At 71.5% G+C, this 23,279-nt stretch carries 20 protein-coding genes and 2 pseudogenes; 8 read left to right on the top strand and 14 right to left on the bottom strand.

The features are described 5' to 3' along the window. Window positions 1–108 precede the first annotated feature (108 nt). From ABZY11_RS31350 to ABZY11_RS31335, 4 genes are read left to right on the top strand one after another with little or no spacing between them, the layout of a single operon-like run. Window positions 109–546 (top strand): roadblock/LC7 domain-containing protein, encoded by a 438-nt coding sequence (locus ABZY11_RS31350; protein WP_356482385.1) that lies wholly within the window; start codon window positions 109–111, stop codon window positions 544–546. Window positions 547–590: 44 nt separating this feature from the next. Continuing rightward, a complete protein-coding gene (locus ABZY11_RS31345; protein ID WP_356482386.1) occupies window positions 591–947 on the top strand; it encodes a DUF742 domain-containing protein in 357 nt (118 codons plus the stop codon). Between the two features lie 6 nt (window positions 948–953). After that, on the top strand, window positions 954–1,523 hold the full coding sequence (locus ABZY11_RS31340) for an ATP/GTP-binding protein (protein ID WP_356482384.1): 570 nt from the start codon (window positions 954–956) through the stop codon (window positions 1,521–1,523). Between the two features lie 53 nt (window positions 1,524–1,576). Beyond that, on the top strand, window positions 1,577–2,710 hold the full coding sequence (locus tag ABZY11_RS31335; protein WP_356482383.1) for an FAD-dependent monooxygenase: 1,134 nt from the start codon (window positions 1,577–1,579) through the stop codon (window positions 2,708–2,710). Between the two features lie 68 nt (window positions 2,711–2,778). Here the strand turns inward: ABZY11_RS31335 and ABZY11_RS31330 are convergent, their stop codons facing one another. Next, entirely contained in the window at window positions 2,779–3,180 is a 402-nt protein-coding gene (locus ABZY11_RS31330) for a RidA family protein (RefSeq protein WP_356482382.1), read from the bottom strand. Beyond that, window positions 3,177–4,304 carry an acyl-CoA dehydrogenase family protein gene (locus ABZY11_RS31325; protein WP_356482381.1) on the bottom strand — a complete coding sequence of 376 codons (1,128 nt, stop codon included), beginning with the start codon at window positions 4,302–4,304 and terminating at the stop codon, window positions 3,177–3,179. The genes ABZY11_RS31330 and ABZY11_RS31325 overlap by 4 nt, the downstream gene beginning before the upstream one ends. 199 nt (window positions 4,305–4,503) lie before the next feature. On the opposite strand from ABZY11_RS31325, the gene ABZY11_RS31320 reads away from it, so the two are divergent. Genes ABZY11_RS31320 through ABZY11_RS31310 form a run of 3 tightly spaced genes read left to right on the top strand, consistent with a single transcriptional unit; the run spans window position 4,504 to window position 7,403 of the window. Beyond that, window positions 4,504–6,105, top strand: a complete 1,602-nt coding sequence (locus tag ABZY11_RS31320; protein ID WP_356482380.1) for an AMP-binding protein — start codon at window positions 4,504–4,506, stop codon at window positions 6,103–6,105. 48 nt (window positions 6,106–6,153) lie between these two features. Next, entirely contained in the window at window positions 6,154–6,975 is an 822-nt protein-coding gene (locus ABZY11_RS31315) for a GNAT family N-acetyltransferase (protein WP_356482379.1), read from the top strand. Further along, on the top strand, window positions 6,972–7,403 hold the full coding sequence (locus tag ABZY11_RS31310) for a hypothetical protein (protein WP_356482378.1): 432 nt from the start codon (window positions 6,972–6,974) through the stop codon (window positions 7,401–7,403). Before ABZY11_RS31315 ends, ABZY11_RS31310 begins: the two co-directional genes overlap by 4 nt. Here ABZY11_RS31310 and ABZY11_RS31305 read toward each other — a convergent pair. Then, window positions 7,390–9,702 carry a bifunctional salicylyl-CoA 5-hydroxylase/oxidoreductase gene (locus ABZY11_RS31305; RefSeq protein ID WP_356482377.1) on the bottom strand — a complete coding sequence of 771 codons (2,313 nt, stop codon included), beginning with the start codon at window positions 9,700–9,702 and terminating at the stop codon, window positions 7,390–7,392. The two genes, ABZY11_RS31310 and ABZY11_RS31305, sit on opposite strands and share 14 nt — an antisense overlap. Before the next feature lie 4 nt (window positions 9,703–9,706). Beyond that, window positions 9,707–10,534: an enoyl-CoA hydratase family protein gene (locus ABZY11_RS31300; RefSeq protein ID WP_356482376.1), complete on the bottom strand. Its 828-nt coding sequence runs from the start codon at window positions 10,532–10,534 to the stop codon at window positions 9,707–9,709. Between the two features lie 234 nt (window positions 10,535–10,768). Between ABZY11_RS31300 and ABZY11_RS31295 the strand changes: the two genes are divergently transcribed. Beyond that, on the top strand, window positions 10,769–11,200 hold the full coding sequence (locus tag ABZY11_RS31295) for an ATP-binding protein (protein ID WP_356482375.1): 432 nt from the start codon (window positions 10,769–10,771) through the stop codon (window positions 11,198–11,200). A gap of 9 nt (window positions 11,201–11,209) precedes the next feature. Here the strand turns inward: ABZY11_RS31295 and ABZY11_RS31290 are convergent, their stop codons facing one another. The 10 genes and pseudogenes from ABZY11_RS31290 to ABZY11_RS31245 all read right to left on the bottom strand — a co-directional run. Beyond that, complete coding sequence (locus ABZY11_RS31290) at window positions 11,210–12,652, bottom strand: amino acid permease (RefSeq protein ID WP_356482374.1); 1,443 nt, start codon at window positions 12,650–12,652, stop codon at window positions 11,210–11,212. A 176-nt stretch (window positions 12,653–12,828) separates the two neighbouring features. Next, window positions 12,829–13,845 (bottom strand): ornithine carbamoyltransferase, encoded by a 1,017-nt coding sequence (gene argF / locus ABZY11_RS31285; protein ID WP_356482373.1) that lies wholly within the window; start codon window positions 13,843–13,845, stop codon window positions 12,829–12,831. Window positions 13,846–13,969: 124 nt separating this feature from the next. After that, window positions 13,970–15,202 (bottom strand): arginine deiminase, encoded by a 1,233-nt coding sequence (locus ABZY11_RS31280; protein ID WP_356482372.1) that lies wholly within the window; start codon window positions 15,200–15,202, stop codon window positions 13,970–13,972. Window positions 15,203–15,316: 114 nt separating this feature from the next. After that, entirely contained in the window at window positions 15,317–17,881 is a 2,565-nt protein-coding gene (locus tag ABZY11_RS31275; protein WP_356482371.1) for a polynucleotide kinase-phosphatase, read from the bottom strand. Then, on the bottom strand, window positions 17,878–19,377 hold the full coding sequence (locus tag ABZY11_RS31270; protein ID WP_356482370.1) for a 3' terminal RNA ribose 2'-O-methyltransferase Hen1: 1,500 nt from the start codon (window positions 19,375–19,377) through the stop codon (window positions 17,878–17,880). The genes ABZY11_RS31275 and ABZY11_RS31270 overlap by 4 nt, the downstream gene beginning before the upstream one ends. 183 nt (window positions 19,378–19,560) lie before the next feature. Continuing rightward, a pseudogene (mmuM, locus tag ABZY11_RS31265) lies at window positions 19,561–20,457 on the bottom strand (homocysteine S-methyltransferase); the annotation flags it as partial. A gap of 227 nt (window positions 20,458–20,684) precedes the next feature. Then, on the bottom strand, window positions 20,685–21,608 hold the full coding sequence (locus ABZY11_RS31260) for an LLM class F420-dependent oxidoreductase (protein WP_356482369.1): 924 nt from the start codon (window positions 21,606–21,608) through the stop codon (window positions 20,685–20,687). Between the two features lie 166 nt (window positions 21,609–21,774). Further along, entirely contained in the window at window positions 21,775–22,344 is a 570-nt protein-coding gene (locus tag ABZY11_RS31255; RefSeq protein ID WP_356482368.1) for a DUF6099 family protein, read from the bottom strand. A 123-nt stretch (window positions 22,345–22,467) separates the two neighbouring features. Then, the gene (locus ABZY11_RS31250) at window positions 22,468–22,836 is read right to left on the bottom strand and encodes a nucleotide pyrophosphohydrolase (RefSeq protein ID WP_356482367.1); all 369 of its coding nucleotides are present in this window, start codon (window positions 22,834–22,836) and stop codon (window positions 22,468–22,470) included. Window positions 22,837–22,967: 131 nt separating this feature from the next. After that, a pseudogene (locus ABZY11_RS31245) lies at window positions 22,968–23,279 on the bottom strand (ATP-binding protein); the annotation flags it as partial.

Here is a 23,279-nt window from a genome sequence, read left to right as displayed (position 1 = left end):
CGCGATCGGGGCGTTCCAGCGCCGGTCCCGGGCCGCCCGCGCGACCGACGAGGCGCCGAAGCAGCCTGCCCCGCCAGCCATCCCGCTCCCCACGAGAGAAGAACGGCCATGACACGCACAACCGCCACCCACCAGGATCTCGACTGGCTGCTCGACGGCCTGGTGGACTCCGTGGCCGAGACCCGGAACGCCGTCCTGCTGTCCGACGACGGACTCGTGGTGAGCCACTCGCGCACCATCGACCGCGCCGACGCCGAGCGGCTGGCCGCCATCTGCACCGGCCAGCAGAGCCTGGCCCGCGGCGTCGGCCAGCTCTTCGACGGCGGCGGCGTGCACCAGGTGATCGTCGAGCTGAACGACCTCTGGCTCTTCATCATCGCGGCCGCCCAGGGCACCCACCTGGCCGTGATCGCCTCCCAGGAGGTGGACGCCGAGATCATGTCGCTCGCCATGCACAACCTGGTGCAGCAGGTCGGCAAGAAGCTCAGCACGCCGGCCCGCGGTGAGTTCGACGCCTTCGGTACCGGGGACGGGCAGCGCGCGTGACCCCGTATTGGGAGGACGAGGCCGAGGAGGACGGGGCGGGCACGATGGTGCGCCCGTACACCATCACCCGGGGCCGGACCGCTCCCGAGCGGGACGACTTCAGCCTCATCACCGTACTCACCACCACCCAGGACCCCCGGGACGAGCACGGTGCGCCGCTGCGGCCGGGGAGGCTCCAGCCGGAGCACCGGCTGATCCTGGAGCGCTGCCGCCGCCCGGCCGCGGTCGCCGAAGTCGCCTCCGGCCTCGGCCTCCCGGTGTCGGTGACCAAGATCCTGCTGGCCGACCTCGTCGCCCAGGGCCTGCTGCTGGCCCGCGCCCCGCTCTCGGTGGCGCGGGCGGCGGGCGGGGCCGACATGGGCCTGCTGGCCGCCGTTCGTGACGGACTCCGGAGACTCTGAACCAAGATGACAAGCAGTCAGGCGGCCCCCGCCGCCGTCAAGATACTTATCGCCGGAGGTTTCGGCGTCGGCAAGACCACCATGGTGGGCGCGGTCAGCGAGGTCACACCGCTGCGCACCGAGGAGTACCTCACCAAGGCCAGCATCGGTGTCGACGACCTGGCAGGTGTCGGCCAGAAGGACACCACCACCGTGGCACTGGACTTCGGCCGCATCACGGTCAGTTCCGAGCTGGTGGTCTACCTCTTCGGCACCCCCGGCCAGGAACGCTTCTGGTTCATGTGGAACGACCTGGTCAACGGGGCGCTCGGCGGGGTGGTGATCGCCGACACCCGCAGGCTGGAGACGAGCTTCGCCTCGATCGACTTCTACGAGAGCCGGGACATCCCGTTCGTGGTCGCGATCAACTGCTTCCACGGCCACAACACCCGCACACCGGACGAGATCCGGGCCGCTCTCGACCTCGACCCGCATGTACCGCTGCTGATCGGCGACGTACGCGAGCGGCCGTTCGGCCGGGACGTGCTGCTGGCCCTGGTGGACCACCTGATGAGCCTGCCCGTCGCGGCCGGCTGACCGTTCCCTTCCTCGTAAGGCTCCGTACCCTTCTCGCTCTGGAGACACCTGAGATGGCAACACCCCTGCGCGTCCTGATTCACGGCGGCGGCATCGGCGGGCTCACCCTCGCCACCGCACTGGCCCGGCGTGGCCACACCGTGGAGGTCGCCGAGCTCCGGGACGAGCTGGACGCGCTCGGCGTCGGCATCATCCAGCCGTCCAACGCCCTCCATGTCATGCGCGAGATCGGGGTGCTCGACGACTGCCTGGAGGCGGGCTTCGAGTGGGAGATCCTGACCATCGCCGACCCGGCCGGCAACACGCTCGCCGAGATACCCCAGCCGCGGATGGGCGACGCCCCCTCCAACAACGGCATCCCGCGCCCCGCTCTGGCCCGGGTACTGAACTCCGCCGCCGTCGCCGCGGGTGCGGAGATCCGCTTCGGCTCCACCATCACCGAGCTCACCGACGACGGCTCCGGGGTGGACGTCACGCTGTCCGACGGCTCCTCGGGCCGCTGGGACCTGGTGGTCGGCTTCGACGGCATCGGTTCGCCGCTGCGCACCCGGCTCTACGGGGACCGCTACGCCCCGGAGTACACCGGCTTCGCGAACTGGCGGGTGACGGTCCCCCGGCAGCCCCGGGTGCGGGGTGTGGTGATGGGCACCGCGGGCAAGGACGCCAAGGCGCTGCTCACCCCGATCACCGACGAACTGATGTACCTGGGTGCGGTGTTCGCGGAGTCCGGGGACTTCCGGCCGGACCCGGAGCGGGCCCACGAGCAGCTCACGGAGCGGCTGGCGATGTTCTCCGGACCGGTCGCCGAGGCGCTCGCCACCGTCACCGACCCGGCCTCGGTGGTGTACTCGCGGATCTCCCAGGTGACGGTCGAGGAGCCGTGGCACGTCGGCCGGGTCGTCCTGGCCGGTGACGCCGCGCACGCCTCCACCCCGCACATCGCGCAGGGCGCGGCGATGGCCGTGGAGGACGCGCTGGTGCTCGCCGAGTCGCTGGACGCCGGAACCGACGTGGCCGCGGCCCTCGACGCGTGGGAGGCGCGCCGCCGCCCCCGGGCCATGTGGGTGCAGGCCATGTCGCGCGCGGTGCTCAAGCAGGAGACGGGCAGCGAGACGACGCCCGAGGAGGATGAGCTGCTGAAGGTCGGCATTCCGGGCGCCGCGCACGTACTGGTGAAGCCGTACTGATCCACGCGACCGCGCGCTGACGCGCCGGTTGCCGTACGGGCCCGGGTCTCCGGGCCCGTACGGTGCGTTCACGGCAGTACCGCCACCCCGTCGATCTCCACCAGGGCCTGCTCGTCCCAGAGCCTGGCCACACCGATGACCGCCATCGCCGGGTAGTCGCGGCCCGCCAGCCGTCTCCAGATCCGGCCCAGTTCCGCGGCCCGTTCGCGGTAGTCGGCCACATCGGTGGCGTACACGGTGACCCGGGCGAGGTCCGCCGGGGCACCGCCCGCCGCGCGCAGCGCGGTGAGCAGATTGGTGAGCGCCGTCGCGAACTGCTCGGGCAGGCCGTCACCGACGATCTTGCCGCCCTCGTCGAGGGCGGTCTGCCCGGCCAGGAAGACCAGTTGGCTGCCGGTGACCGTGACGGCGTGCGAGAAGCCGGTGGGCGGTGACAGCTCGGTGGGGTTGATCCGGTGGACCGGACTCATGCGGACGCCTCCCGGCTCGCGTACAGCTCCTTGGCGATGATCGTGCGCTGGACCTCGCTGGCGCCCTCGTAGATCCGTGGCGCGCGGACCTCCCGGTAGAGGTGTTCGAGGAGGTGGCCGCGGCGCAGGGCGCGGGCGCCGTGCAGTTGGACGGCGGTGTCGACGACGTACTGCGCGGTCTCGGTGGCGTACAGCTTCGCCATGGCGGCCCGGCGCGGTACGCCGGACTCCCCCGCGTCGTACGCGGCGGCCGCCGCGTACACCAGGAGCCGGGCGGCCTCGGTCCGGGTGGCCATCTCGGCGACCTGGTGGGAGACGGCCTGAAGGTCCTTCAGCGGGCCGCCGAACGCGGTGCGGTGGGCGGTGTGCTCCACGGTGGCGTCCAGGGCCGCGCGGGCCATGCCGACGGCGAACGCGCCGACGCTGGGGCGGAACAGGTTGAGGGTGTCCATGGCGACCCGGAAGCCGCGGTCCGGTTCGCCGAGGACGTCGTCGGGGGTGACCGGGACACCGTCGAAGGCCAGGGCCCCGATGGGGTGCGGCGAGAGCATGTCGAGGGCGGTGCCGGTCAGCCCGGGGCGGTCGGCGGGGACCAGGAACGCGGTGACGCCGCGGGAGCCGGCGTCCTGGGTGGTGCGAGCGAACACGGTGTAGAAGTCGGCCTCCGGCGCGTTGGAGATCCAGCACTTCTCGCCGGTCAGTCGCCAGCCGCCGGGGGCGGGTTCGGCACTCAGGGCGAGGGCCGCCGCGTCGGAGCCCGCGCCCGGTTCGCTGAGTGCGAACGCGGCGACGGCGCGGCCGGCCCGCACCTCGGGGAGCCAGCGTTCGCGCTGGGCCGGGGTGCCCGAGCGGACCAGCGGGTGGGTGCCGAGGCCCTGGAGGGCCAGCGCGGTCTCGGCCTCCGTGCAACCGCGGGCCAGGGCCTCGCGGAGCAGGCAGAGGTCGAGGGCGCCGGAGCTCAGCAGCCGGTCGAGCAGGCCCGACTCGCCGAGTGCGGCGATCAGGGGGCGGTTGACATGGCCGTGGTCGCCCTTCTCGGCGAGGGGACGCAGTTGCCGCTCGGCGAGGGTTCTTAGCTCTTCACACCAGGCGGTCTGTGCCGGATCGAGCGAGAATGCCGTCATACGGGCGCCTCTCTTGTGTCGCGTCTCGTCTTCTCGGTCTCTCGTGCCCGTTTTCCCGTCCGTGTTCCTGCCTGCCCTCCCGTCCGTTCCCGTGCTCGCCCACCGTCCGCCCGAATTCCCGTCCGCCCGCTCTATCGCGGACCGTTGACTACCGTCACCCAAACGATACGCTCCAGAGGCGACAAGGGGGCGATCCGTCATGGACCCGAAGACCTCAGCGCACCTCGACACCTTCGCCAGGGAGCATCTGCCACCCCAGGACGAGTGGCCACAGCTGCTCTTCGACCTTCCCGAACTGCGCTATCCGGACCGCCTCAACTGCGCGGCGGAACTGCTGGACCGTACGACCGACCGCTCAGGCCCCGACCGCCCCGCCTTCCGCACCCCTGACGGCGCGGTCTGGAGCTACGGGGAGCTGCGGGAGCGGGTGGACCGGATCGCCCATGTCCTCACCTTCGATCTGGGGGTGGTGCCCGGCAACCGCGTCCTGTTGCGCGGCCCCACCACACCCCATCTGGCCGCCTGCTGGCTCGCGGTGCTGAAGGCCGGCGCGATCGCCGTCACGGTGCTGGACCGGCAGCGCTCCGCCGAACTCTCCACCATGTGCTCCATCGCCCGGGTGAGTCACGCGCTGTGCGATGTCCGGGCGGTCGACGACCTGGAGAAGGCCGGGGTGCCGGGGCTGCGGATCACGGCGTACGGAGGTGACGCCCCGGACGATCTGCTGCGCCTGGCCGAGGCCAGGACCGGGCCGTACCGGGCCGTGGACACGGCGGCGGACGATGTCGCGCTGATCGCGTTCACCTCGGGCACCACCGGACGCCCCAAGGGCTGCATGCACTTCCACCGGGATGTGCTCGCCATCGCCGACACCTTCTCCGCCCAGGTGCTCCGGCCCACTGCCGACGACGTGTTCGCGGGCAGTCCACCGCTCGGCTTCACCTTCGGGCTCGGCGGTCTGGTGGTCTTCCCGCTGCGGGCCGGCGCCAGTGCCCTGCTGCTCGAACAGTCCGGCCCGGCGCAGTTGCTGCCCGCGCTCGCCGAGCACCGCGTCTCGGTGCTCTTCACCGCGCCGACCGCCTACCGCGTGATGCTCGACCACATCGACCACCACGATCTGAGCGCGCTGCGGCGCTGTGTCTCGGCCGGGGAGAACCTTCCGCTCGCCACCTGGCGGTCATGGCAGGAGCGGACGGGGCTGCGCATCATCAACGGCATCGGCGCCACCGAGCTGCTGCACATCTTCATCTCGGCCGCCGACGACGCGATCCGCCCCGGCACCACCGGAGTCCCCGTGCCCGGCTGGCAGGCCCGGGTGCTGGACCGCGAGGGCCGGCCGGTGCCGGACGGGGAGCCCGGACTGCTCGCGGTACGCGGCCCGGTCGGCTGCCGCTATCTCGCCGACGAGCGCCAGCGGGACTATGTGGCGCACGGCTGGAACCTCACCGGGGACACCTATGTGCGGGACGCGGACGGCTACTTCCGGTACGTGGCCCGTGCCGACGACATGATCATCTCCTCCGGCTACAACATCGCGGGCCCCGAGGTGGAGGACGCCCTGCTGCACCACCCCTCGGTGGCCGAGGCGGCCGTGGTGGGCCGGGCGGACGAGCTGCGCGGCCAGATCGTGGTGGCGTACGTGGTGCTGCGCGAGGGCGCGGAGACGGCCGCCGACGAGCTGCGCGCGCACATGAAGAGCGAGCTGGCCCCGCACAAGTGCCCGCGCGTCATCGAGTTCCTGCCCGCGCTCCCCCGTACCGCCACCGGCAAGCTCCAGCGTTTCCGGCTGCGGGACGACTGACCCGGAAATACGAGTGCCTCGCTCCACGCACACCCGGCAGGATGAGGCATGACCTGGACCTTCACCGATGACGTCAACGCCTTTCTCGACGCGGCCGGCGCCTCGCTGGCCGCCAGGCCCGCCGAGAACACCCTGATCCTGACGGTCACCGAGACCCTGCGGCGGCGCGGCCCGCACGCCTACGGTGACGCCGCCCCGTTGCTCGGCTGGTGGCGCGGGGCGGACGGCGAGGTCGCGGGCACGCTGGTGCAGACCCCGCCGTTTCCGCCGGTGCTGGGATCCGTCGCCCCGGAGGCGGTCGGTCCGCTGGCCGCCGCACTCCCTCTGACCCGGATCAACGCGGACCGGGCCACCGCCGAGGTGCTCGCCGCCGGCTGGCCCGGTCACCGGGTCGACCAGGAGCAGCGGCTCTACCGGCTGGCAACGCTGGTCCCGCCCTCCCCCGCCCCCTCGGGACGGCCCAGGGCCGCCACCACCGCCGACCGGGAGCTGCTGGTGCGCTGGTATCTCGCCTTCGCCGAGCAGGTCGGTCAGTCCGGCGCCCTCGCCGAGCGGCAGGTGGACGAGCGCACGGCGTCCGGCGGACTCACGCTCTGGGAGGACGGCGGTGTCCCGGTGTCGATGGCGGGGATCTCGCCACGGATCGCGGGCACGGTCCGGGTCACGGCGGTCTACACTCCGCCGGAGCACCGAGGCCGGGGGTACGCGGCCGCGGTGACGGCAGAGATCAGCCGGACGGCCAGGAAGGCCGGCGCGCGGGAGGTGCTGCTCTTCACCGACCTCGCGAACCCCACCAGCAACGGCGTGTACCGGCGCATCGGCTACCGGCCGGTCTCGGACCGGCTGCTCATCAGCGCGGCGCAGCGATGAGCGGACCGCCGGAACCCGCGTGGCTGATCGCCGCGAATGTGGTGCTGTGGCGGCGGTACGGGGACCTCGGCCAGGAGCTCCGTCCCGGCACGAAGGCGTACCGGGGCGGGGCGAAGGTGTACGTCGTCGACACCTACCCGGGGATGGGGCACCAGCAACTGACCACGGTGGGACACGGGCGGCACACCGGTCACTGGATCACCATCGATACGGGGACCCGTCATCTGCACACCTTCCGGGCACAGTTGGTGTACGTCCCGGCCGTGCTGAACCGGTGCGCCGGCCGGGGTTCCGCCACCCGGGAGGAGGCCGAGGCGCTGGCCGCCCTGCTGGAGCGGGTCGCCCGCGAAGAGCGGCATGCCCATCACGGGGCCCCGCACCCGGACCGGTGTCTGTGCCACGAGTGCCTGCCCGTCATCCCAGGGTGAGCCGCGGCTTCGGTGCGTCCGTGCGCCCGGTCGGCGGAGTGCGGCTGCCCGCGCGGTACGGGAGCGGCCAGGGCGCGCCCGGTCCGCCGTAACCCTGCTCGGCCGCCGCGTGCAACGTCCAGTGCGGGTCGTGGAGGTGGGGGCGGGCCAGGGCGCAGAGGTCGGCCCGGCCCGCGAGCAGCAGGGAGTTGACATCGTCCCAGGAGGAGATCGCACCGACCGCGATGACGGGCACGCACAGGGTGTTGCGGATCCGGTCCGCGTACGGGGTCTGGTACGAGCGGCCGTACTCGGGGCGCTCGCCGGGCACGACCTGGCCGGTGGAGACGTCGATGGCGTCGGCCCCGTGGGCTACGAAGGCGCGGGCGATCTCGACGGCGTCCTCGGCCGTGGTGCCGCCCTCGGCCCAGTCCGTGGCGGAGATCCGGACGGTCATGGGCCGGTCGTCGGGCCAGTCGGCGCGGATCGCGTCGAAGACTTCGAGGGGGAAGCGGAGCCGGTTGCGCAGTGGTCCGCCGTACTCGTCGGTGCGGTGGTTGGTGAGCGGGGAGAGGAAGCCGGAGAGCAGGTAGCCGTGGGCGCAGTGGAGTTCGAGCAGGTCGAAGCCGCAGTGGTCGGCGCGCCGGGCCGCCGAGGCGAACTGCTCGCGCACGGCGTCGAGTCCGGCCCGGTCCAGGGCGTGCGGGACCTGGCTGACGCCGTCCGCGTACGGGATCGGGGAGGCGGCGGTGAGCGGCCAGTTGCCGTGGTCGAGGGGCTGGTCGATGCCTTCCCACATCAGTCTGGTGGAGCCCTTGCGCCCGGAGTGGCCGAGCTGCACACCGATGGCCGTACCGGGTGCGCTCGCGTGGACGAAGTCGGTGATACGGGTCCAGGCGGTGGCCTGTTCGGGGGTGTAGAGGCCGGTGCAGCCGGGGGTGATGCGGCCCTCGGCGCTGACGCAGACCATCTCCGTCATGACGAGACCGGCGCCGCCGAGCGCGCGTGCGCCCAGGTGGACGAGGTGGAAGTCGCCGGGGACGCCGTCGACGGCCGAGTACATGTCCATGGGTGACACGACGACGCGGTTGCGGAGTTCGAGGCCGCGCAGCCGCAGCGGGGTGAACATCGGCGGGATGCCCGCCGCGCAGCCGAACTCCTCCTCGATGGCGGCGGTGAAGGAGGCGTCGCGCAGCCGCAGATTGTCGTGGGTGACGCGGCGGCTGCGGGTGAGGAGGTTGAAGGCGAACTGGCGGGGCGGCTGGTCGACGTAGGTACCGAGCTCCTCGAACCAGCGCAGGCTGGCCGCGGCGGCCCGCTGGGTCGATTCGACGACCGGCCGGCGCTCGGCCTCGTACGCGGACAGTGCGCGCGGCAGGTCGGGCTGTTCCTCGATGCAGGCGGCGAGGGCGAGGGCATCCTCGACGGCGAGTTTGGTGCCGGAGCCGATGGAGAAGTGCGCGGTGTGGGCGGCGTCGCCGATGAGGACCGTGTTGCCGTGCGACCAGTGGGCGTTGACGACGGTGCGGAAGGTGAGCCAGGAGGAGTTGTTGGAGCGCAGCGTCCGGCCGCCGAGCGCCTCGGTGAATATCTTGGCGCACCGCAGCGTGGAGTGCTCGATCGTGCAGCTGTCGAACCCGGCGGCCCGCCAGACCTCCTCGCGCATCTCGACGATGACGGTGGAGGCGTCGGCCGAGAAGGGGTAGCCGTGGAGCTGCATCACCCCGTACGCGGTCTCGGCGGTCTCGAAGCGGAAGGCGTCGAGGGCGAAGTCGGCGGCGAGCCAGATGTAGCGGCAGCGGTGGGTGGTGAGGCGGGGGCCGAAGGTGTCGGCGTGGGCGGTGCGGGTGAGGCTGTGCACCCCGTCGGCGGCGATCACCAGGTCGTGGGTGGCGGCCAGCTCGGCGGCCGACGGCGCCTCGGTGCAGAAGCGGAGGCGTACGCCGAGGGAGTCGCAACGGTCGTGCAGGATCCGCAGCAGCCTGCGTCTGCCCAGCGCGGCGAAGCCGTGGCCGCCGGACGTCTGGGTGACGCCCCGGTGGACGATGTCGATGTCGTCCCACCGCACGAATTCGTCCTGGAGCGCCCGGTACACGACGGGGTCGGCGTGCTCGATGCCGCCGAGGGTCTCGTCGGAGAGGACGACGCCGAAGCCGAAGGTGTCCTCGGGTGCGTTGCGCTCCCAGACGGTGATCTCGCGTGCCGGGTCGAGCCGCTTGAGCAGGGCCGCGGCGTAGAGCCCGCCGGGCCCGCCGCCGATGACCGCGATGCGTTTCACGCCGGTTCGGGCCGCACCGGCCGAATCCGCTTCGGACGGCATCGCGCTACCTGCCCTGCCACTTCGGTGGCCGCTTCTCGGTGAAGGCGGCGTGGAATTCCGCGTAGTCGTCGCCGTGCATCAGCAGGGCCTGGGTGGCGGCGTCCATCTCGACCGCGGCAGCGAGCGGCATGTCGAGTTCGGCGGTGAGCAGTGCCTTGGTCTGGGCGAGGGCGAGGGCCGGTCCGTCGGCGAGGCGGCGGGCAAGGGCCGCCGCGCGTGCATCCGCCTGGCCCTCGTCGGTCAGCTCGCTGATCAGCCCGATCCGTTCCGCTTCCGGTGCCCGGACCGGTTCGCCGAGCATCAGCAGCCGGGTGGCATGACCGAGGCCGACGACACGTGGCAGGAGGTAGGCGGCGCCCATGTCGCCGCCGGAGAGGCCGACCTTGGTGAAGAGGAAGGCGAAACGGGCCGACGGGTAGGCGATCCGGAAGTCGGCGGCCAGCGCGAGCACCGCCCCGGCGCCCGCCGCCACCCCGTGTACGGCGGCGATGACGGGGAAGGGGGTTTCACGTAGGGCCCGCACCACCTGTCCGGTCATGCGATTGAAATCGAGGAGCTGGGCGGTGTCCATGGCGAGTGTCGCGCCGATGATGTCGTCGACATCTCCGCCGGAGCAGAACCCGCGGCCCTCGCCCGCGAGCACCAGGGCACGCACGCTGCGTTCGCGGGACAGTTCGGCGAGCAGGTCGCGCAGGTCGGCGTAGGCGCCGAAGGTGAGCGCGTTGAGTTTCTCGGGCCGGGCGAGCGTGACGGTGGCAACCCCGTCGTCCGTCGTCAGCCGCAGATGGCGCCAGTCGTCCGTGTGCGGAGCGGAGCTGGGAAACGGGCTCATGGAGGGGGCTCCCCTTCAGCCGTGGGGCTGCTGCCTGCACCCCGAACTTATCACCTGTACGTGACTTCCGTCACGAGTACGCAATAAGCGGAGCGTGAGGACGCAGTGGCCAACGTCCCTTTCATACCGGTCGGCAGGCCCTTGTCTGTGTCGTTGCACTTCGTAAGGTTGAAACCGAGAAGTCTTGACCACCAGAGAATCCCGCAACCCACACCCCGGAACGGAAACCATGCCGTGCCCCCCGATGTCCCCCTCCCCGCCTCCTGGCGGATCGCGCTACCGCACTCGACGGCGGCCGTGCCGATCGCCCGTGCTCTGATCCGTACCGCGCTCGCGGACATCGAGGCACCGGCCGACACCGACACCGCCGAGCTCCTCACCGCGGAGCTGGTCGCCAACGCGGTCGAACACACCCGGAGCGACGAGCCCATCGAGCTGGTGGTGGAACTCCTGCCGAGCGGCTGCCAGGTCGAGGTCCACGATCGCGACCCCGCCCCGCCGGGCGGCCTGTCCTTTCCGCGGCACGGCGGCGAACCGGACCCCTGGCAGGAACACGGCCGGGGCCTGCTGCTGATCCGTACGCTCAGCTCGTCCTGCGGCCACCGCACGACGGAGCACGGCAAGGCGGTGTGGTTCACCCTGCCGTCCCTGACGCCTCAGAACTGACCCGGGCCCTCACCGGGCTGCGTCGGCGGCGGCCAGCCGGGAGCGGCTGCGGCCGTAGCAGGCGTACACCACCGCGCCGACGATCAGGAAGACCGCGAACTGGATCCAGGTCGCCCAGCCCGTCCCGTACATCAGATAGAGGCAGAAGCCGACGCCCAGCAGTGGGCTGAGCGGATAGAGCGGCACCCGGAACGAGCCCTTCACCTCCGGGTTGCGGCGGCGCAGCACGATCACGGCGATGTTCACCGCGACCATGGTGGCCAGCGTGCCGATGGTGGTCAGGTTCACCACCACGTCGAGCGACGAGAAGGCCGCCGGGACCGCGAAGACGACCGCCACGATCCAGGTGTTGGCGACCGGCGTCGCCGTTCGCGGCGAGACCCGCTCGAAGACCCGCGGGATCAGTCCGTCCCGGGACATCGACATCAGGATGCGGGTCTGTCCGTACATCACCGCGAGCACGACGGACGCGATCGCGACGACCGCTCCGAAGGCGATGATCCCGCCGCCGACGGTCGAGTCGGTGACCTGGTCGACGACGATCGAGAGCGCCGCCGGCTGGTCGGCGACGGCCTTCGGCCCCAGCGCGCCGATGGCGGCGAGCGCGACCGCGCAGTAGAGCAGGGTGACCAGACCGATGCAGACCATGATCGCGATCGGGATGTTCCGCCGCGGATTCCTGACCTCTTCGCCCGCGGTGGTGATGGCGTCGAAGCCGATGTACGAGAAGAAGGCCAGCGACGCGCCGGCCGTCACCCCGCCCGCGCCGTGGGCGAAGAACGGCGTGAGGTTTCCGCGCTCGAAGGCCGTGAAGGCGATGACGCAGAACAGGATCAGGATGGCGATCTTGAGGACCGCCATCGCGGCGGTGGCCCCGGCGCTCTCCCGGACGCCGCGCACCAGCAGGGTCGCGGCCATCATGACCACCAGGACGGCGGGCAGATTGATCACGCCGCCGTCGCCGGGACCCGCCGAGAGGGCGGCCGGCAGCTGCGCGCCGAACAGGCTGTCCAGCAGCTCGTTGACGTACTGGCTCCAGCCGACGGCGACCGCGGAGACCGAGACGCCGTACTCCAGCAGCAGACACCAGCCGACGAGGAACGCGACACGTTCGCCGAGGGTCGCGTAGGCGAAGGAGTAGGAGCTGCCGGAGACCGGGATGGCACTGCCCAGCTCGGCGAAGGAGAACGCGGTGAAGATGCAGGTGATCGCGGCGAGCACGAAGGAGAGCACGACCGCGGGGCCCGCCTCGGCAACGCTGTCGGAGAGGCCGACGAAGATGCCGGTACCGATGACGGCGCCGACACCGAAGCACACCAGCTGGAAGAGCCCCATGGTGCGCTTGAGGCCGTGCCCCTCCAGGTCGGCGCCGGACTCGGCGATCAGCTGGTGGGGATTCTTGATGCGCGGCCCGGACGGGTGCGGGGGGCTCGGTGGGCGCAGCGGACTCACGGGGACGGTCTCTTCTCTGGCGGAGCATGTGGGGGATGTGCGTCCGGGGGCTGTGGGGGTTCCGGTGGCACACAGAAAAATGGGGTTCGAGCGTGCGAGCTCGAACCCCACCAAGAGGCAACATATTAGCCGCCTTCACGCATGTTCACCCAATCGGGCGCATGGTCATGCAGCGATCAGCCCGCGGCCGCCGGGGTGGCCAGGGTCGCCACCAGAACCGCCTTGATCGTGTGCATCCGGTTCTCCGCCTCATCGAAGACGACCGAGTGCGCGGATTCGAAGACCTCGTCGGTGACCTCCAGCTCCGTCAGCCCGTACTCGGCCTCGATCTCCCGCCCGACCCCGGTCCCGAGGTCATGGAAGGCCGGAAGGCAGTGCAGGAACTTCACGTCGGCGTTGCCGGTGGCGCGGAGCACGTCCATGGTCACGGCGTACGGCGCCAGGGCCGCGATGCGCTCGGCCCAGACCTCCTTGGGCTCCCCCATGGAGACCCAGACATCGGTGGCGACGAAGTCGGCGCCCCTGACGCCCTCGGCGATGTCCTCGGTGAGGGTGACGGTCGCACCGCTCGCGCCGGCCAGCCGGTGGGCCTCGGCGACGATCTCCTCGGCGGGCCAGTACGCCTTCGGCGCGACGATGCGTACGTCCATGCCCAGCAGGGCGCCGGTGATCAGGTAGGAGTTGCCCATGTTGAAGCGGGCGTCGCCGAGGTAGGCGAAGGCGATCCGCTCCAGCGGCTTGTCGCTGTGCTCGGTCATGGTGAGGACGTCGGCGAGCATCTGGGTCGGGTGCCAGTCGTCGGTGAGTCCGTTGAAGACCGGTACACCACCGTGGGCGGCCAACTCCTCGACGGCCGCCTGGCTGTCACCGCGGTACTCGATGCCGTCGAACATCCGGCCGAGGACGCGGGCCGTGTCCTTCACCGACTCCTTGTGCCCCATCTGTGAGCCGGAGGGGTCCAGACAGGTCGTGGACGCGCCCTGATCGGCGGCGGCCACCTCGAAGGCACAGCGGGTGCGGGTCGAGGTCTTCTCGAAGATCAGCGCGATGTTCTTGCCGCGCAGCCGCTGCGTCTCGGTCCCCGACTTCTTGGCGGTCTTGAGCTCGGCCGCGAGCTCGATCAGGCCGCGGAACTCCTCGGCCGTGAAGTCCAGCTCCTTGAGGAAGTGGCGGCCTGCGAGGTCTATGGCCATGGGACAGCTCCTGGGTCGGGCGAGGATCGGACGTACGGTGACCCTGGAAGTCTATACGACACTATGCATCGCTATACGAAGCCGTAGGCCCGCACGCTTCCGCGTCCCTGCCCCGGCGCCCGGGCTACACGGGGTCGCGCACCACCGGACAGCTCATGCAACGAGGGCCGCCCCTGCCCCGGCCGAGTTCGCTGCCGCGGATCTCGATGACCTCGATGCCCTCCTTTCGCAGAAAGGTGTTGGTGGTGGCGTTGCGCTCGTACGCGACGACGACGCCCGGCTCGACGGCCAGCACATTGCAGCCGTCGTCCCACTGCTCGCGCTCGGCGGCGTGCACGTCCTGGGTGGCGGTGAGGACCCGGATCGAGTCCAGCCCCAGGGCGTGCGCGATCGCCTGGTGCATGTGCTCGGGCGGATGGTCGGTGACCTTCAGGTCCCTGGGCCCCTCGCCGGGCTCGATGGTGTACGAGCGGAGCATGCCCAGGCCGGCGTACTTGGTGAAGGTGTCGCCGTCGATCATCGTCATCACCGTGTCGAGGTGCATGAACGCCCGGCGCTTGGGCATGTCGAGCGCCACGATCGTGTGGGCCGAGCCGGCGTCGAACAGACCGCGGGCCAGCATCTCCACCGCCTGCGGGGTGGTGCGTTCGCTCATCCCGATGAGTACGGCGCCGCGGCCGATGACCAGTACGTCGCCGCCCTCGATGGTGGACGGGTAATCGTCCTGCCCCTCCGACCAGTGGTGGAAGGCGCCCGCGTCGGGGCCGGTGAAGAGGGGGTGGTGGCGGTAGATCGCCTCGAAGTGGACGGTCTCGCGCTGCCGGGCCGGCCAGCGCATCGCATTGATGGACACCCCGTCGTATATCCAGGCCGAGGTGTCACGGGTGAAGAGGTGGTTCGGCAGCGGGTCCAGCAGGAAGCCGTCCAGGTCCATGACGTGGAAGCGGACGGAGGTGGGCTCGCTGTGCCCTGCCAGGAACTCCCGCTTGGTCATGCCGCCGACGAGTGCGTCGGCCAGTTCGGCGCTGGGCAACTCCTCGAAGGCGGCCCGCAGATGCTCGGTGGCGAGCGGTCCGTACTCCTTCTCCTCGAAGACCCGGTCCAGGACGAGCCGTCTGGCCACCGGGATGTCCAGCGACTCACGGAGCAGATCGCCGAAGAGGTGCACCTCCACGCCGCGGTCGCGCAGCACGTCCGCGAAGCCGTCGTGCTCCTGGCGGGCCCGGCGCACCCAGAGCACGTCGTCGAAGAGCAGCGCGTCCTTGTTGCTGGGGGTGAGCCGCTTCAGTTCCAGATCGGGGCGGTGCAGGATGACGCGGCGCAGCCGCCCGGCCTCGGAGTCGACGTGGAATCCCATGCCTCCATCCTCACCGTGCGCAGGCCCGTTCACCCCGCGAATCGCCCGTGGGTTTTCCGTCGGTCCCACCGGAAAACCCACCGGCGACGCCCCCGCAGCCTCCCGCGACCCGCCTCAGAGCCGGGGGTCGACCGGCTCCGACTCCAGGGCCAGCACCGCGAACACCGCTTCGTGGACCCGCCACAGCGGCTCCCCGTCGGCCAGCCGGTCCAGTGCTTCGAGCCCCAGCGCGTACTCCCGGAGCGCCAGCGACCGCTTGTGGCCGAGGAATCTGTCGCGCAGCCGTTCCAGGTTCTCCGGGCGGGTGTACTCGGGTCCGTAGATGATCCGGAGGTACTCCCGGCCGCGCACCTTGATGCCCGGCTGGACCAGCCTGCCCTTGCCGTCCCGTACGAGCGCGGCGAGCGGCTTGACGACCATGCCTTCGCCGCCGCGGCCGGTCATCTCCAGCCACCAGTCGACACCGGCGCGCACCGATGCCTCGTCCCCGGTGTCGACGACGAGCCGGCGGGTGACCTGGAGGAGCCCTGTCGGGTCGTGCTCGACCAGCCGGTCGAGCCAGGCCAGCTGCTGGTCGTGCGGTACGGGGGCCAGCGAGCGGCCCTGCACGGCGAGGATCTGGAACGGTGCGAGCCGCACCCCGTCCAGGCCCTGGGTGCTCCAGCAGTACCGGCGGTACGCCTCGGTGAACGCGGCGGCGTCCTCGGCCCGCCCCCGCTGGCGGTCCGCGAGCGGGCCGACGTCCACACCGCGGGCCGCCGCCGCCGCGAGGGCCGCGTTGGCCTCCGGGAGGACGGCGCCGGACGCGGCGCCGACGGCGGCGTACTGCGAGCGCAGCAGCCCGGCGGCCTTGAGGGACCAGGGCATCAGCTCGGCGTCGAGCAGCACCCAGTCGGTGCCCCACTCCTCCCAGAGCCCGGCGGCGGTCACGGCGGTGCGGAGCCTGCCGAGGATCACCTCGGTGAGTGCGGCGTCGTCGAGGAACGGCCGTCCGGTGCGGGTGTACAGCGCCCCGGTCGGCCCACCGGGGGTGCCGGCTGCGCCTCCCACGCCGAACCGCTCATGGGCGGCGGCCGCGTCCCGGCAGACCAGCGCCACCGCACGCGAACCCATGTGCTTCTCCTCGCACACGACCTCGGCGACACCGTCCGCCCGGTACTGCGCGAACGCCTCGGCCGGGTGCTCCAGATAGCCGTCCTCGCGCGAGGTGGCGGTGGGCGCCATGGTCGGCGGGAGGTAACCGAGCAGCTGGGGGTCGACGGCGAACCGGCTCATGACTTCGAGCGCGGCCGCGGCGTTCTCCTCGCGGACCGCGATGCGGCCCATGTGCCGGGTCTCGACGATCCGGCGGCCCTGCACATCGGCGAGGTCGAGCGGCCGTCCCTCCCGGCCACCGGGTGCCTCGGTGGCCAGCGGCTTGGCCGGCTCGTACCAGACCTGCTCGGCCGGTACGTCGACGAGCTCGCGCTCCGGCCAGCGCAGCGCGGTCATCTTCCCGCCGAAGACCGCCCCGGTGTCCAGGCAGATGGTGTTGTTGACCCAGGAGGTGTTGGGCACCGGAGTGTGTCCGTAGACCACGGCGGCACGGCCTCGGTACTCCTCCGCCCACGGGTAGCGCACGGGCAGGCCGAATTCGTCGGTCTCGCCGGTGGTGTCCCCGTACAGCGCGTGCGAGCGGACCCGTCCGGAGGTGCGGCCGTGGTACTTCTCGGGCAGTCCGGCGTGGCAGACGACGAGCTTGCCGTCGTCGAGCACGTAATGGCTGACGAGCCCGTCGATGAACTCCCGCACCTGCTCCCGGAAGGCCGGGTCCTTCTCGTCCTCCCGGTCCAACTGCTCGATGGTCTCGGCGAGTCCATGGGTGTGCTGGACATTGCGGCCCTTGAGGTAACGGCCGAGCTTGTTCTCATGGTTGCCCGGTACGCACAGGGCGTTTCCCGCCGCCACCATGGCCATGACCCGGCGCAGCACTCCGGGGCTGTCGGGGCCGCGGTCCACCAGGTCGCCGACGAAGACCGCCGTACGCCCTTCGGGGTGCGCGCCGTCGACGTAGCCGAGCTTGCCGAGCAGGGACTCCAGCTCGGAACTGCAGCCGTGGATGTCGCCGATGATGTCGAAGGGGCCCGTGAGGTGGCGCAGGTCGTTGTAGCGGCGCTCCAGCACCACTTCGGCGTGGGCCGCCTCCTCCTCGCTGCGCAGGATGTGCACCTTGCGGAAGCCCTCGCGCTCCAGGCCCCGCAGCGAACGGCGCAGTTCGCGGCGGTGCCGCTGGATGACGTGGCGCGGCATGCCGACGCGGTCGGGGCGGGCCGCGTTGCGCGCGATGCAGACCTCTTCAGGCAGGTCGAGGACGATCGCGATGGGCAGCACGTCGTGGCTCCTGGCCAGCTCGACCAGCTGCTTGCGGCTCTCGGACTGGACGCTGGTCGCGTCCACGACGGTCAGCCGCCCGGCTGCCAGCCGCTTGCCCACGATTGTGTGCAGGACGTCGAAGGCGTCGCGGCTGGCGCTCTGGTCGTTCTCGTCGTCGGCGACCAGGCCGCGGCAGAAGTCCGAGGAGACGATCTCGGTGGGCTTGAAGTGCCGGCGGGCGAAGGTGGACTTGCCGGAACCGCTGGCCCCGATGAGGACCACGAGGGAGAGGTCGGTCACCGGTAGCGTGCGTGAGGTGCTGGTCATGCGGCATTCGCCTCCTTCTCGGTCCTGTTCCTGTTCTGCTTCACGGTCTCGTCGGCCGCGGTCATCGTGAACACGGCCATCTGCGTGGGCGGCCCCACCTCGGGGTCGTCGGGCCCCACGGGGACGAAGTCGACGCCGTATCCGTGCCGCTGCGCCACCTCCCGGGCCCAGGCGCGGAATTCGGCCCTGGTCCATTCGAACCGGTGGTCGCCGTGGCGCACCTGCCCGGCGGGAAGGGTCTCCCAGCGGACGTTGTACTCGACGTTCGGCGTCGTCACGAGCACGGTCCGCGGACGGGCCGAACCGAACACGGCGTACTCCAGCGCGGGCAGTCTCGGCAGGTCGAGGTGTTCGACGACCTCGCTGAGCACGGCCGCGTCGTACCCCTTGAGCCGCTTGTCGGTGTAGGTGAGCGAGCCCTGCCGGAGGGTGACCCGGGCGGCCTGCCGCTCCCCCATCCGCTCCAGTTTCAGCCGTCGTGACGCGATGGTGAGGGCCCGCATGGAGACATCGACGCCGACGATCTCCTTGAAGCCGGCGTCCTTGAGCAGTGCCTGCACCAACTGGCCCTGGCCGCAGCCCAGGTCGAGGACCCGGCTCGCGCCCGCGGCCCGCAGCGCGTCGAGGATCGCGGCGCGCCGCTGCTCGGCGAGCGGGACCGGCTTCTCCTCGGTGTCGGTCGTCTCGTCCACGGCGTTGTCGACGCTCTCGACGTCGAGGTCGTCCGACTCCGCGAGCCGCACCAGTTCGAGCTGCTGCATCGCCTGGCGGGTCAGGCCCCAGCGCCGGGACAGATAGCGGCTGGTGATCAGCTTCTGCTCGGGGTGGGCGGCGAGCCAGCCCTCGCCCGCCCGCAACAGCTTGTCCACCTCGTCCGGCGCGACCCAGTAGTGCTTGGCGTCGTCCAGCACCGGCAGCAGCACGTACAGCTGACGCAAGGCGTCCGCCAGCCGCAGCTCGCCTTCGAGCACCAGCCGTACGTACCGCGAGTCCCCCCACTCCGGGAACTGCTGGTCCAGGGGTACGGGCACGGCGTCCACGCTCGCCCAGCCGAGCGGCCCGAAGAGCTTGCGCACCAGCTCCGCGCCTCCGCGGGCCGGCAGTGCGGGCACCTCGATCCGCAGCGGCATCGGTGCCTGCGCACGCTCGGGCAGTACGCGGCACACACCGTTCAGCGCGGACTTGAAGACCGCGCTCATGGCGACGGACAGCAGCGAGGACCCCGCGTACGGGCGGTCGTTGACGTACTGCGCGAGCGCCGCGTCGGGAGCGCCGCCCCGTCCCTTGCCCTTGCCACGGCGCACCAGGGCCACGGGATCCACTTCCAGCAGGAGCGCCGCGGTGCAGCGCTCGGCGGATGCCTCGGGATAGAAGACATGCGCGGTGCCATGGGAGGTGGAGAACGTCTGCGCCTTCTCGGGATGCTTGTGCAGCAGGAAGCCGAGGTCGGTCGCCGGACGTTCCGGGTTGCCGGTCGTGCTGATTGTCAGGAACACACGTCCGAGTATGGTCCGGTTCACTTGCCCCCCACCAGGTAATTTCGCGTGTCCGATGAGTCGCCCCGGTGAGCTCTCCGGGCCGGTCGCGCAGCGCCGCAGCGGGCTCGCGGGATCCCGGCGGAGTACCGCGGCATGTGCCGGGACGGGTGTGCGGTGACACCCGTCAAGACCCGTCGAGCACTACGCGGACTCGTCGGCCGTCATCGTGCCGAGCAGCCCGGCCAGTGCCGCGACGGTGTCCGGGCCGACCCGGCAACAGCCGCCGATCAGCCGGGCCCCGGCGTCCTGCCAGGCCCTTGCCCTGCCCGGGGCGAACGTGGGCGCGCCGACCCAACCCCGGCCCCCCGCGTCCCACCGCTCGCCGCTGTTCGGATAGACGACGACCGGCTTCCCGGTCACCTCCGCGGCCACCCGCACCGCCAGGTCCGCATCCGCCGGATCGCAGCAGTTCACCCCCACGGCCACCACGTCGTCACGCCCCCGGACGAGCCCGAAGGCCGTCTCCAGCGACTGCCCCGCCCGGGTGCGGTCGCCCGCCACGCTGTAGGAGAGCCAGACCGGCAGCCCGCACCCCTCGACCGCGCGCAGCAACGCCTCGGCCTCATCGGTGTCCGGCACCGTCTCCAGCGCCAGCGCATCGGGCGCGGCTGCGGCCAGCGCCTCGATCCTGGGCCGGTGGAATCGCTCCAGCTCCCGGACGGAGAGCCCGTAGCGGCCCCGGTACTCACTGCCGTCCGCCAGCATCGCCCCGTACGGGCCGACCGAAGCGGCGACCCAGACGTCCCGCTCCACCGCACCGGCGGCCCGTCGCGCCAGCCGGACACTGCGGGCGAACAGCTCCGCCGCCTCCGCCCGTCCGATCCCCCGCCGCGCGAACCCCTCGAACGTCGCCTGGTAGCCGGCCGTGATCAGCACCTGTGCGCCCGCACGCACATAGGCGGTGTGGGCCGCCTCGATCTGTCCCGGCCCGTCGGTCAGCAGCCGGGCCGACCACAGGGCGTCGGACAGGTCGCAGCCCTGCGCCTCCAGTTGGTTGGAGAGACCCCCGTCGAGCACGACCGGCCCTGCCGCGAGAGCACGTCCGAGCGCTTGGACGGGCGGACCGGCGGGCGGGTCTGTGGACGCGCCTGCGGGCGGGTCGGCGGGCGGGTCGGCGGGCGCGCCGACGGGCGTACGTCGGAACGGTCGGCCGTCGGCTGACCGAGCGGGGTGCACAGGTGACTCCCCTCTGTCCTCTGTCTGTCCTCTGTCCTCTGCCCTCTGCCCTCTGCTCTGTCCTCTGCTCTGTCCTCCGTCCTTCGTTCTCAGCCGAGCTGGGACTGGACCTGGGCGGAGATCAGCTCCAGGTGCTCCAGGTCGTCCAGGTCCAGGACCTGGAGGTAGATCCGGGACGAGCCGATCGCACCGTACCGGCCGATCTTGTCGACCACCTCGGCGGGCGAGCCCGCGAGCCCATTCGCCTTCAGCTCCGCCACCTCGCGCCCGATGACGGAGGCGCGGCGTGCCACCTCGGCGTCGTTCTTGCCGACGCAGACCACCAGGGCATTGGAGTACACCAGGTCGTCCGGTTCGCGGCCGGCCGCCTTGGCCGCCTCCCTGACCCGGCCGAACTGCTTCTCGCTGTCCTCCAGCGACGCGAAGGGGATGTTGAACTCGTCCGCGTAGCGGGCGGCCAGTCGCGGTGTACGCGTCGCACCGTGACCGCCGATCAGCACCGGCACCCTGGCCTGCGCCGGCTTGGGCAGCGCGGGTGAGTCGGTGAGCTGGTAGTAGGTGCCGTCGAAGCTGAACGTCTTGCCGGTCCCGGTCGCCCACAGCCCGGTGATGATTTCCAGCTGCTCCTCCAGCCTGCCGAACTTCTCCTTCGGGAACGGAATGCCGTAAGCCTTGTGCTCCTCCTCGAACCAGCCTGCGCCGAGACCGAGCTCGACGCGCCCGCCGGACATCTGGTCGACCTGCGCGACCTGGATGGCAAGCACGCCGGGGAGCCGGAAGGTCCCCGCGGTCATCAAGGTGCCGAGCCTGATCCGCTTGGTCTCACGCGCCAGCCCGGCCAGGGTGATCCACGCGTCGGTCGGGCCGGGCAGCCCGTCCCCCGGCCCCATGCGGAGGTAGTGATCGGAGCGGTAGAAGGCGTCGAAGCCCAGGTCCTCGGTCGCCTTGGCGACGGTGAGCAGGGTGTCGTAGCTCGCCCCCTGCTGGGGCTCGGTGAAGATTCGAAGATCCATGCATCCATCCTGCACCTCCGGGCACGGCTCGCTCCGCTCCTCCTGTCTCTCTCGCGCCGTCACTGCCGGAGTCCTGTACGGTCACCGCCTCCCTGTCCGACATCGCCCCCGGAGCCACGCGGTCACCCCCGAAGACCCGCACCCGTGCCCGGTATCCGGCGTCCGGTCACTCCCGGAGTCCTGCTCGGTCGCGGCCGACCGCGGTCGTACCCGCCGCCGGTCCGCCGACCGCACCGTACGGGCCGTACGGGCCGTCCCGCTCCCGGCCGCGCTCCAGATCCTGCTGCCGCTCCCGGTCCTGCTCGTCGAGACGGCGGAGCATTCCGTGCACCCGGTCCATCGACTCGTCGGCCGCGTCGATCGCCTCCATGCACTGCCAGTAGAGCCCCTGCTCATCGGTCTCACAGGCCACCCCGACCAGAGCCATCCCCACTTCCCCGAGCAAGGTGCCCAGCCCCGTCAGCGTCGCCCGGGGTTCGGCGAGCCCGGAGAGCCGCGCGGCCCGCGCCACCCCGGCCCGCGCCGCCGGGTGGTCCAGTGACCCGCTGCTCCGCCCGCCGATCTCACTCAGCCCGCGCGCCTCGCCCCGTAACTCCTTGGGCCCGTCGGCCGCCAGGCGGCTGCCGATCGCCTGAGCCAGCGCCTGTGCCTGCCAGGCCTCCGCGATGATGTCCGGCGTACCCCTGCTCTGCGCCAGAGCACGTCGGCTGACTCCTACAAGCCGTTCCGCTTCCATGCGTTCCCCCGTCCGTACGAAAAGCCGCTCACCTCATCCATTACCCACAGTGAGGTCGCCGGTACCGAAAAGCCAGGGGAATTCGGAAATCTGTGGACACTCAATCGATTATGGATAAGTTGATCACTCCGAAGAGTGACGGTCGCCGGGCTCCGGAGGGTCCTGCCGCTCCGGCACCGGGAATCGGGACTCGTTCCGGTCGATCTTCTCCGACAGCGCAGTCAGCGCATCGATCCCCAGTACCTCGCAGAACTGCAGCAGATACGCGAGAACATCGGCGACCTCGTCCGTCACCCGGTGCGCCGTCCCGGGCCGCTCCATCACCCGCGCCGACTCCTCCGGCGTCAGCCACTGGAAGATCTCGACCAGTTCGGACGCCTCGACGCTCAGCGCCGCCGCCAGGTTCTTCGGGGTGTGGTACTGCTCCCAGTCCCGTGCGGCCGCGAACGCGGCGAGCCGTCGCTGCAGGGCCTGTACATCAAGTTCTGTCACGGTTCCAGGTCTACCACCATCACCCCGGGCGTCTCCCGGGCCCGTACCGCGCCCGGCTCCGTGACCGTCCCGACCAGCCTGAGGTGCCCGGCCGCCCCGATCGACGCGGCCAGGGGCAGGAGTTCGCGAAGTTACCTGCCGTCCAGGTCACGGTCGAATCCGTCGGCCGGCACGGTGAGGGTCCGCAGGGCCGACGGCACCTCCCCCGCGACCTCCACCGCCGGCACCCCGGGGCCGGTGAGCAGCACGAGGGCGAGCGCCAGATGCCTCAGCTCGCCGTCCCCGAGCCGCCCGACCGGGGTGCCCGGCCGCCCGCCTCGCCCGACCGTCGCCCGCAGCGATCCGTCCGTGAGCCGCTCGACGCCCAGCGCGGTCACCGGCCCCGCGCAGCCGGGGGGGGCCGCGCCGACCACCCGCGCCTGGCGTTGGGCGCACCGCGGGTG

It is taken from the genome of Streptomyces sp. NPDC006510 (genome assembly GCF_040611955.1).
Classification (GTDB): domain Bacteria; phylum Actinomycetota; class Actinomycetes; order Streptomycetales; family Streptomycetaceae; genus Streptomyces.
This window is presented reverse-complemented; position numbering and strand designations above follow the sequence as displayed.

Bases quoted from the DNA above. Each gene is read 5' to 3' on its own strand.
- ABZY11_RS31330 (WP_356482382.1), bottom strand. From the start codon at position 3,180: ATGAGTCCGGTCCACCGGATCAACCCCACCGAGCTGTCACCGCCCACC.
- argF (WP_356482373.1), bottom strand. From the start codon at position 13,845: ATGGCCATAGACCTCGCAGGCCGCCACTTCCTCAAGGAGCTGGACTTC.
- ABZY11_RS31305 (WP_356482377.1), bottom strand. From the start codon at position 9,702: ATGCCGTCCGAAGCGGATTCGGCCGGTGCGGCCCGAACCGGCGTGAAA.
- ABZY11_RS31255 (WP_356482368.1), bottom strand. From the start codon at position 22,344: ATGGAAGCGGAACGGCTTGTAGGAGTCAGCCGACGTGCTCTGGCGCAG.
- ABZY11_RS31320 (WP_356482380.1), top strand. From the start codon at position 4,504: ATGGACCCGAAGACCTCAGCGCACCTCGACACCTTCGCCAGGGAGCAT.
- ABZY11_RS31300 (WP_356482376.1), bottom strand. From the start codon at position 10,534: ATGAGCCCGTTTCCCAGCTCCGCTCCGCACACGGACGACTGGCGCCAT.
- ABZY11_RS31335 (WP_356482383.1), top strand. From the start codon at position 1,577: ATGGCAACACCCCTGCGCGTCCTGATTCACGGCGGCGGCATCGGCGGG.
- ABZY11_RS31260 (WP_356482369.1), bottom strand. From the start codon at position 21,608: ATGGATCTTCGAATCTTCACCGAGCCCCAGCAGGGGGCGAGCTACGAC.
- ABZY11_RS31340 (WP_356482384.1), top strand. From the start codon at position 954: ATGACAAGCAGTCAGGCGGCCCCCGCCGCCGTCAAGATACTTATCGCC.
- ABZY11_RS31275 (WP_356482371.1), bottom strand. From the start codon at position 17,881: ATGACCAGCACCTCACGCACGCTACCGGTGACCGACCTCTCCCTCGTG.
- ABZY11_RS31315 (WP_356482379.1), top strand. From the start codon at position 6,154: ATGACCTGGACCTTCACCGATGACGTCAACGCCTTTCTCGACGCGGCC.
- ABZY11_RS31280 (WP_356482372.1), bottom strand. From the start codon at position 15,202: ATGGGATTCCACGTCGACTCCGAGGCCGGGCGGCTGCGCCGCGTCATC.
- ABZY11_RS31350 (WP_356482385.1), top strand. From the start codon at position 109: ATGACACGCACAACCGCCACCCACCAGGATCTCGACTGGCTGCTCGAC.
- ABZY11_RS31325 (WP_356482381.1), bottom strand. From the start codon at position 4,304: ATGACGGCATTCTCGCTCGATCCGGCACAGACCGCCTGGTGTGAAGAG.
- ABZY11_RS31310 (WP_356482378.1), top strand. From the start codon at position 6,972: ATGAGCGGACCGCCGGAACCCGCGTGGCTGATCGCCGCGAATGTGGTG.
- ABZY11_RS31345 (WP_356482386.1), top strand. From the start codon at position 591: ATGGTGCGCCCGTACACCATCACCCGGGGCCGGACCGCTCCCGAGCGG.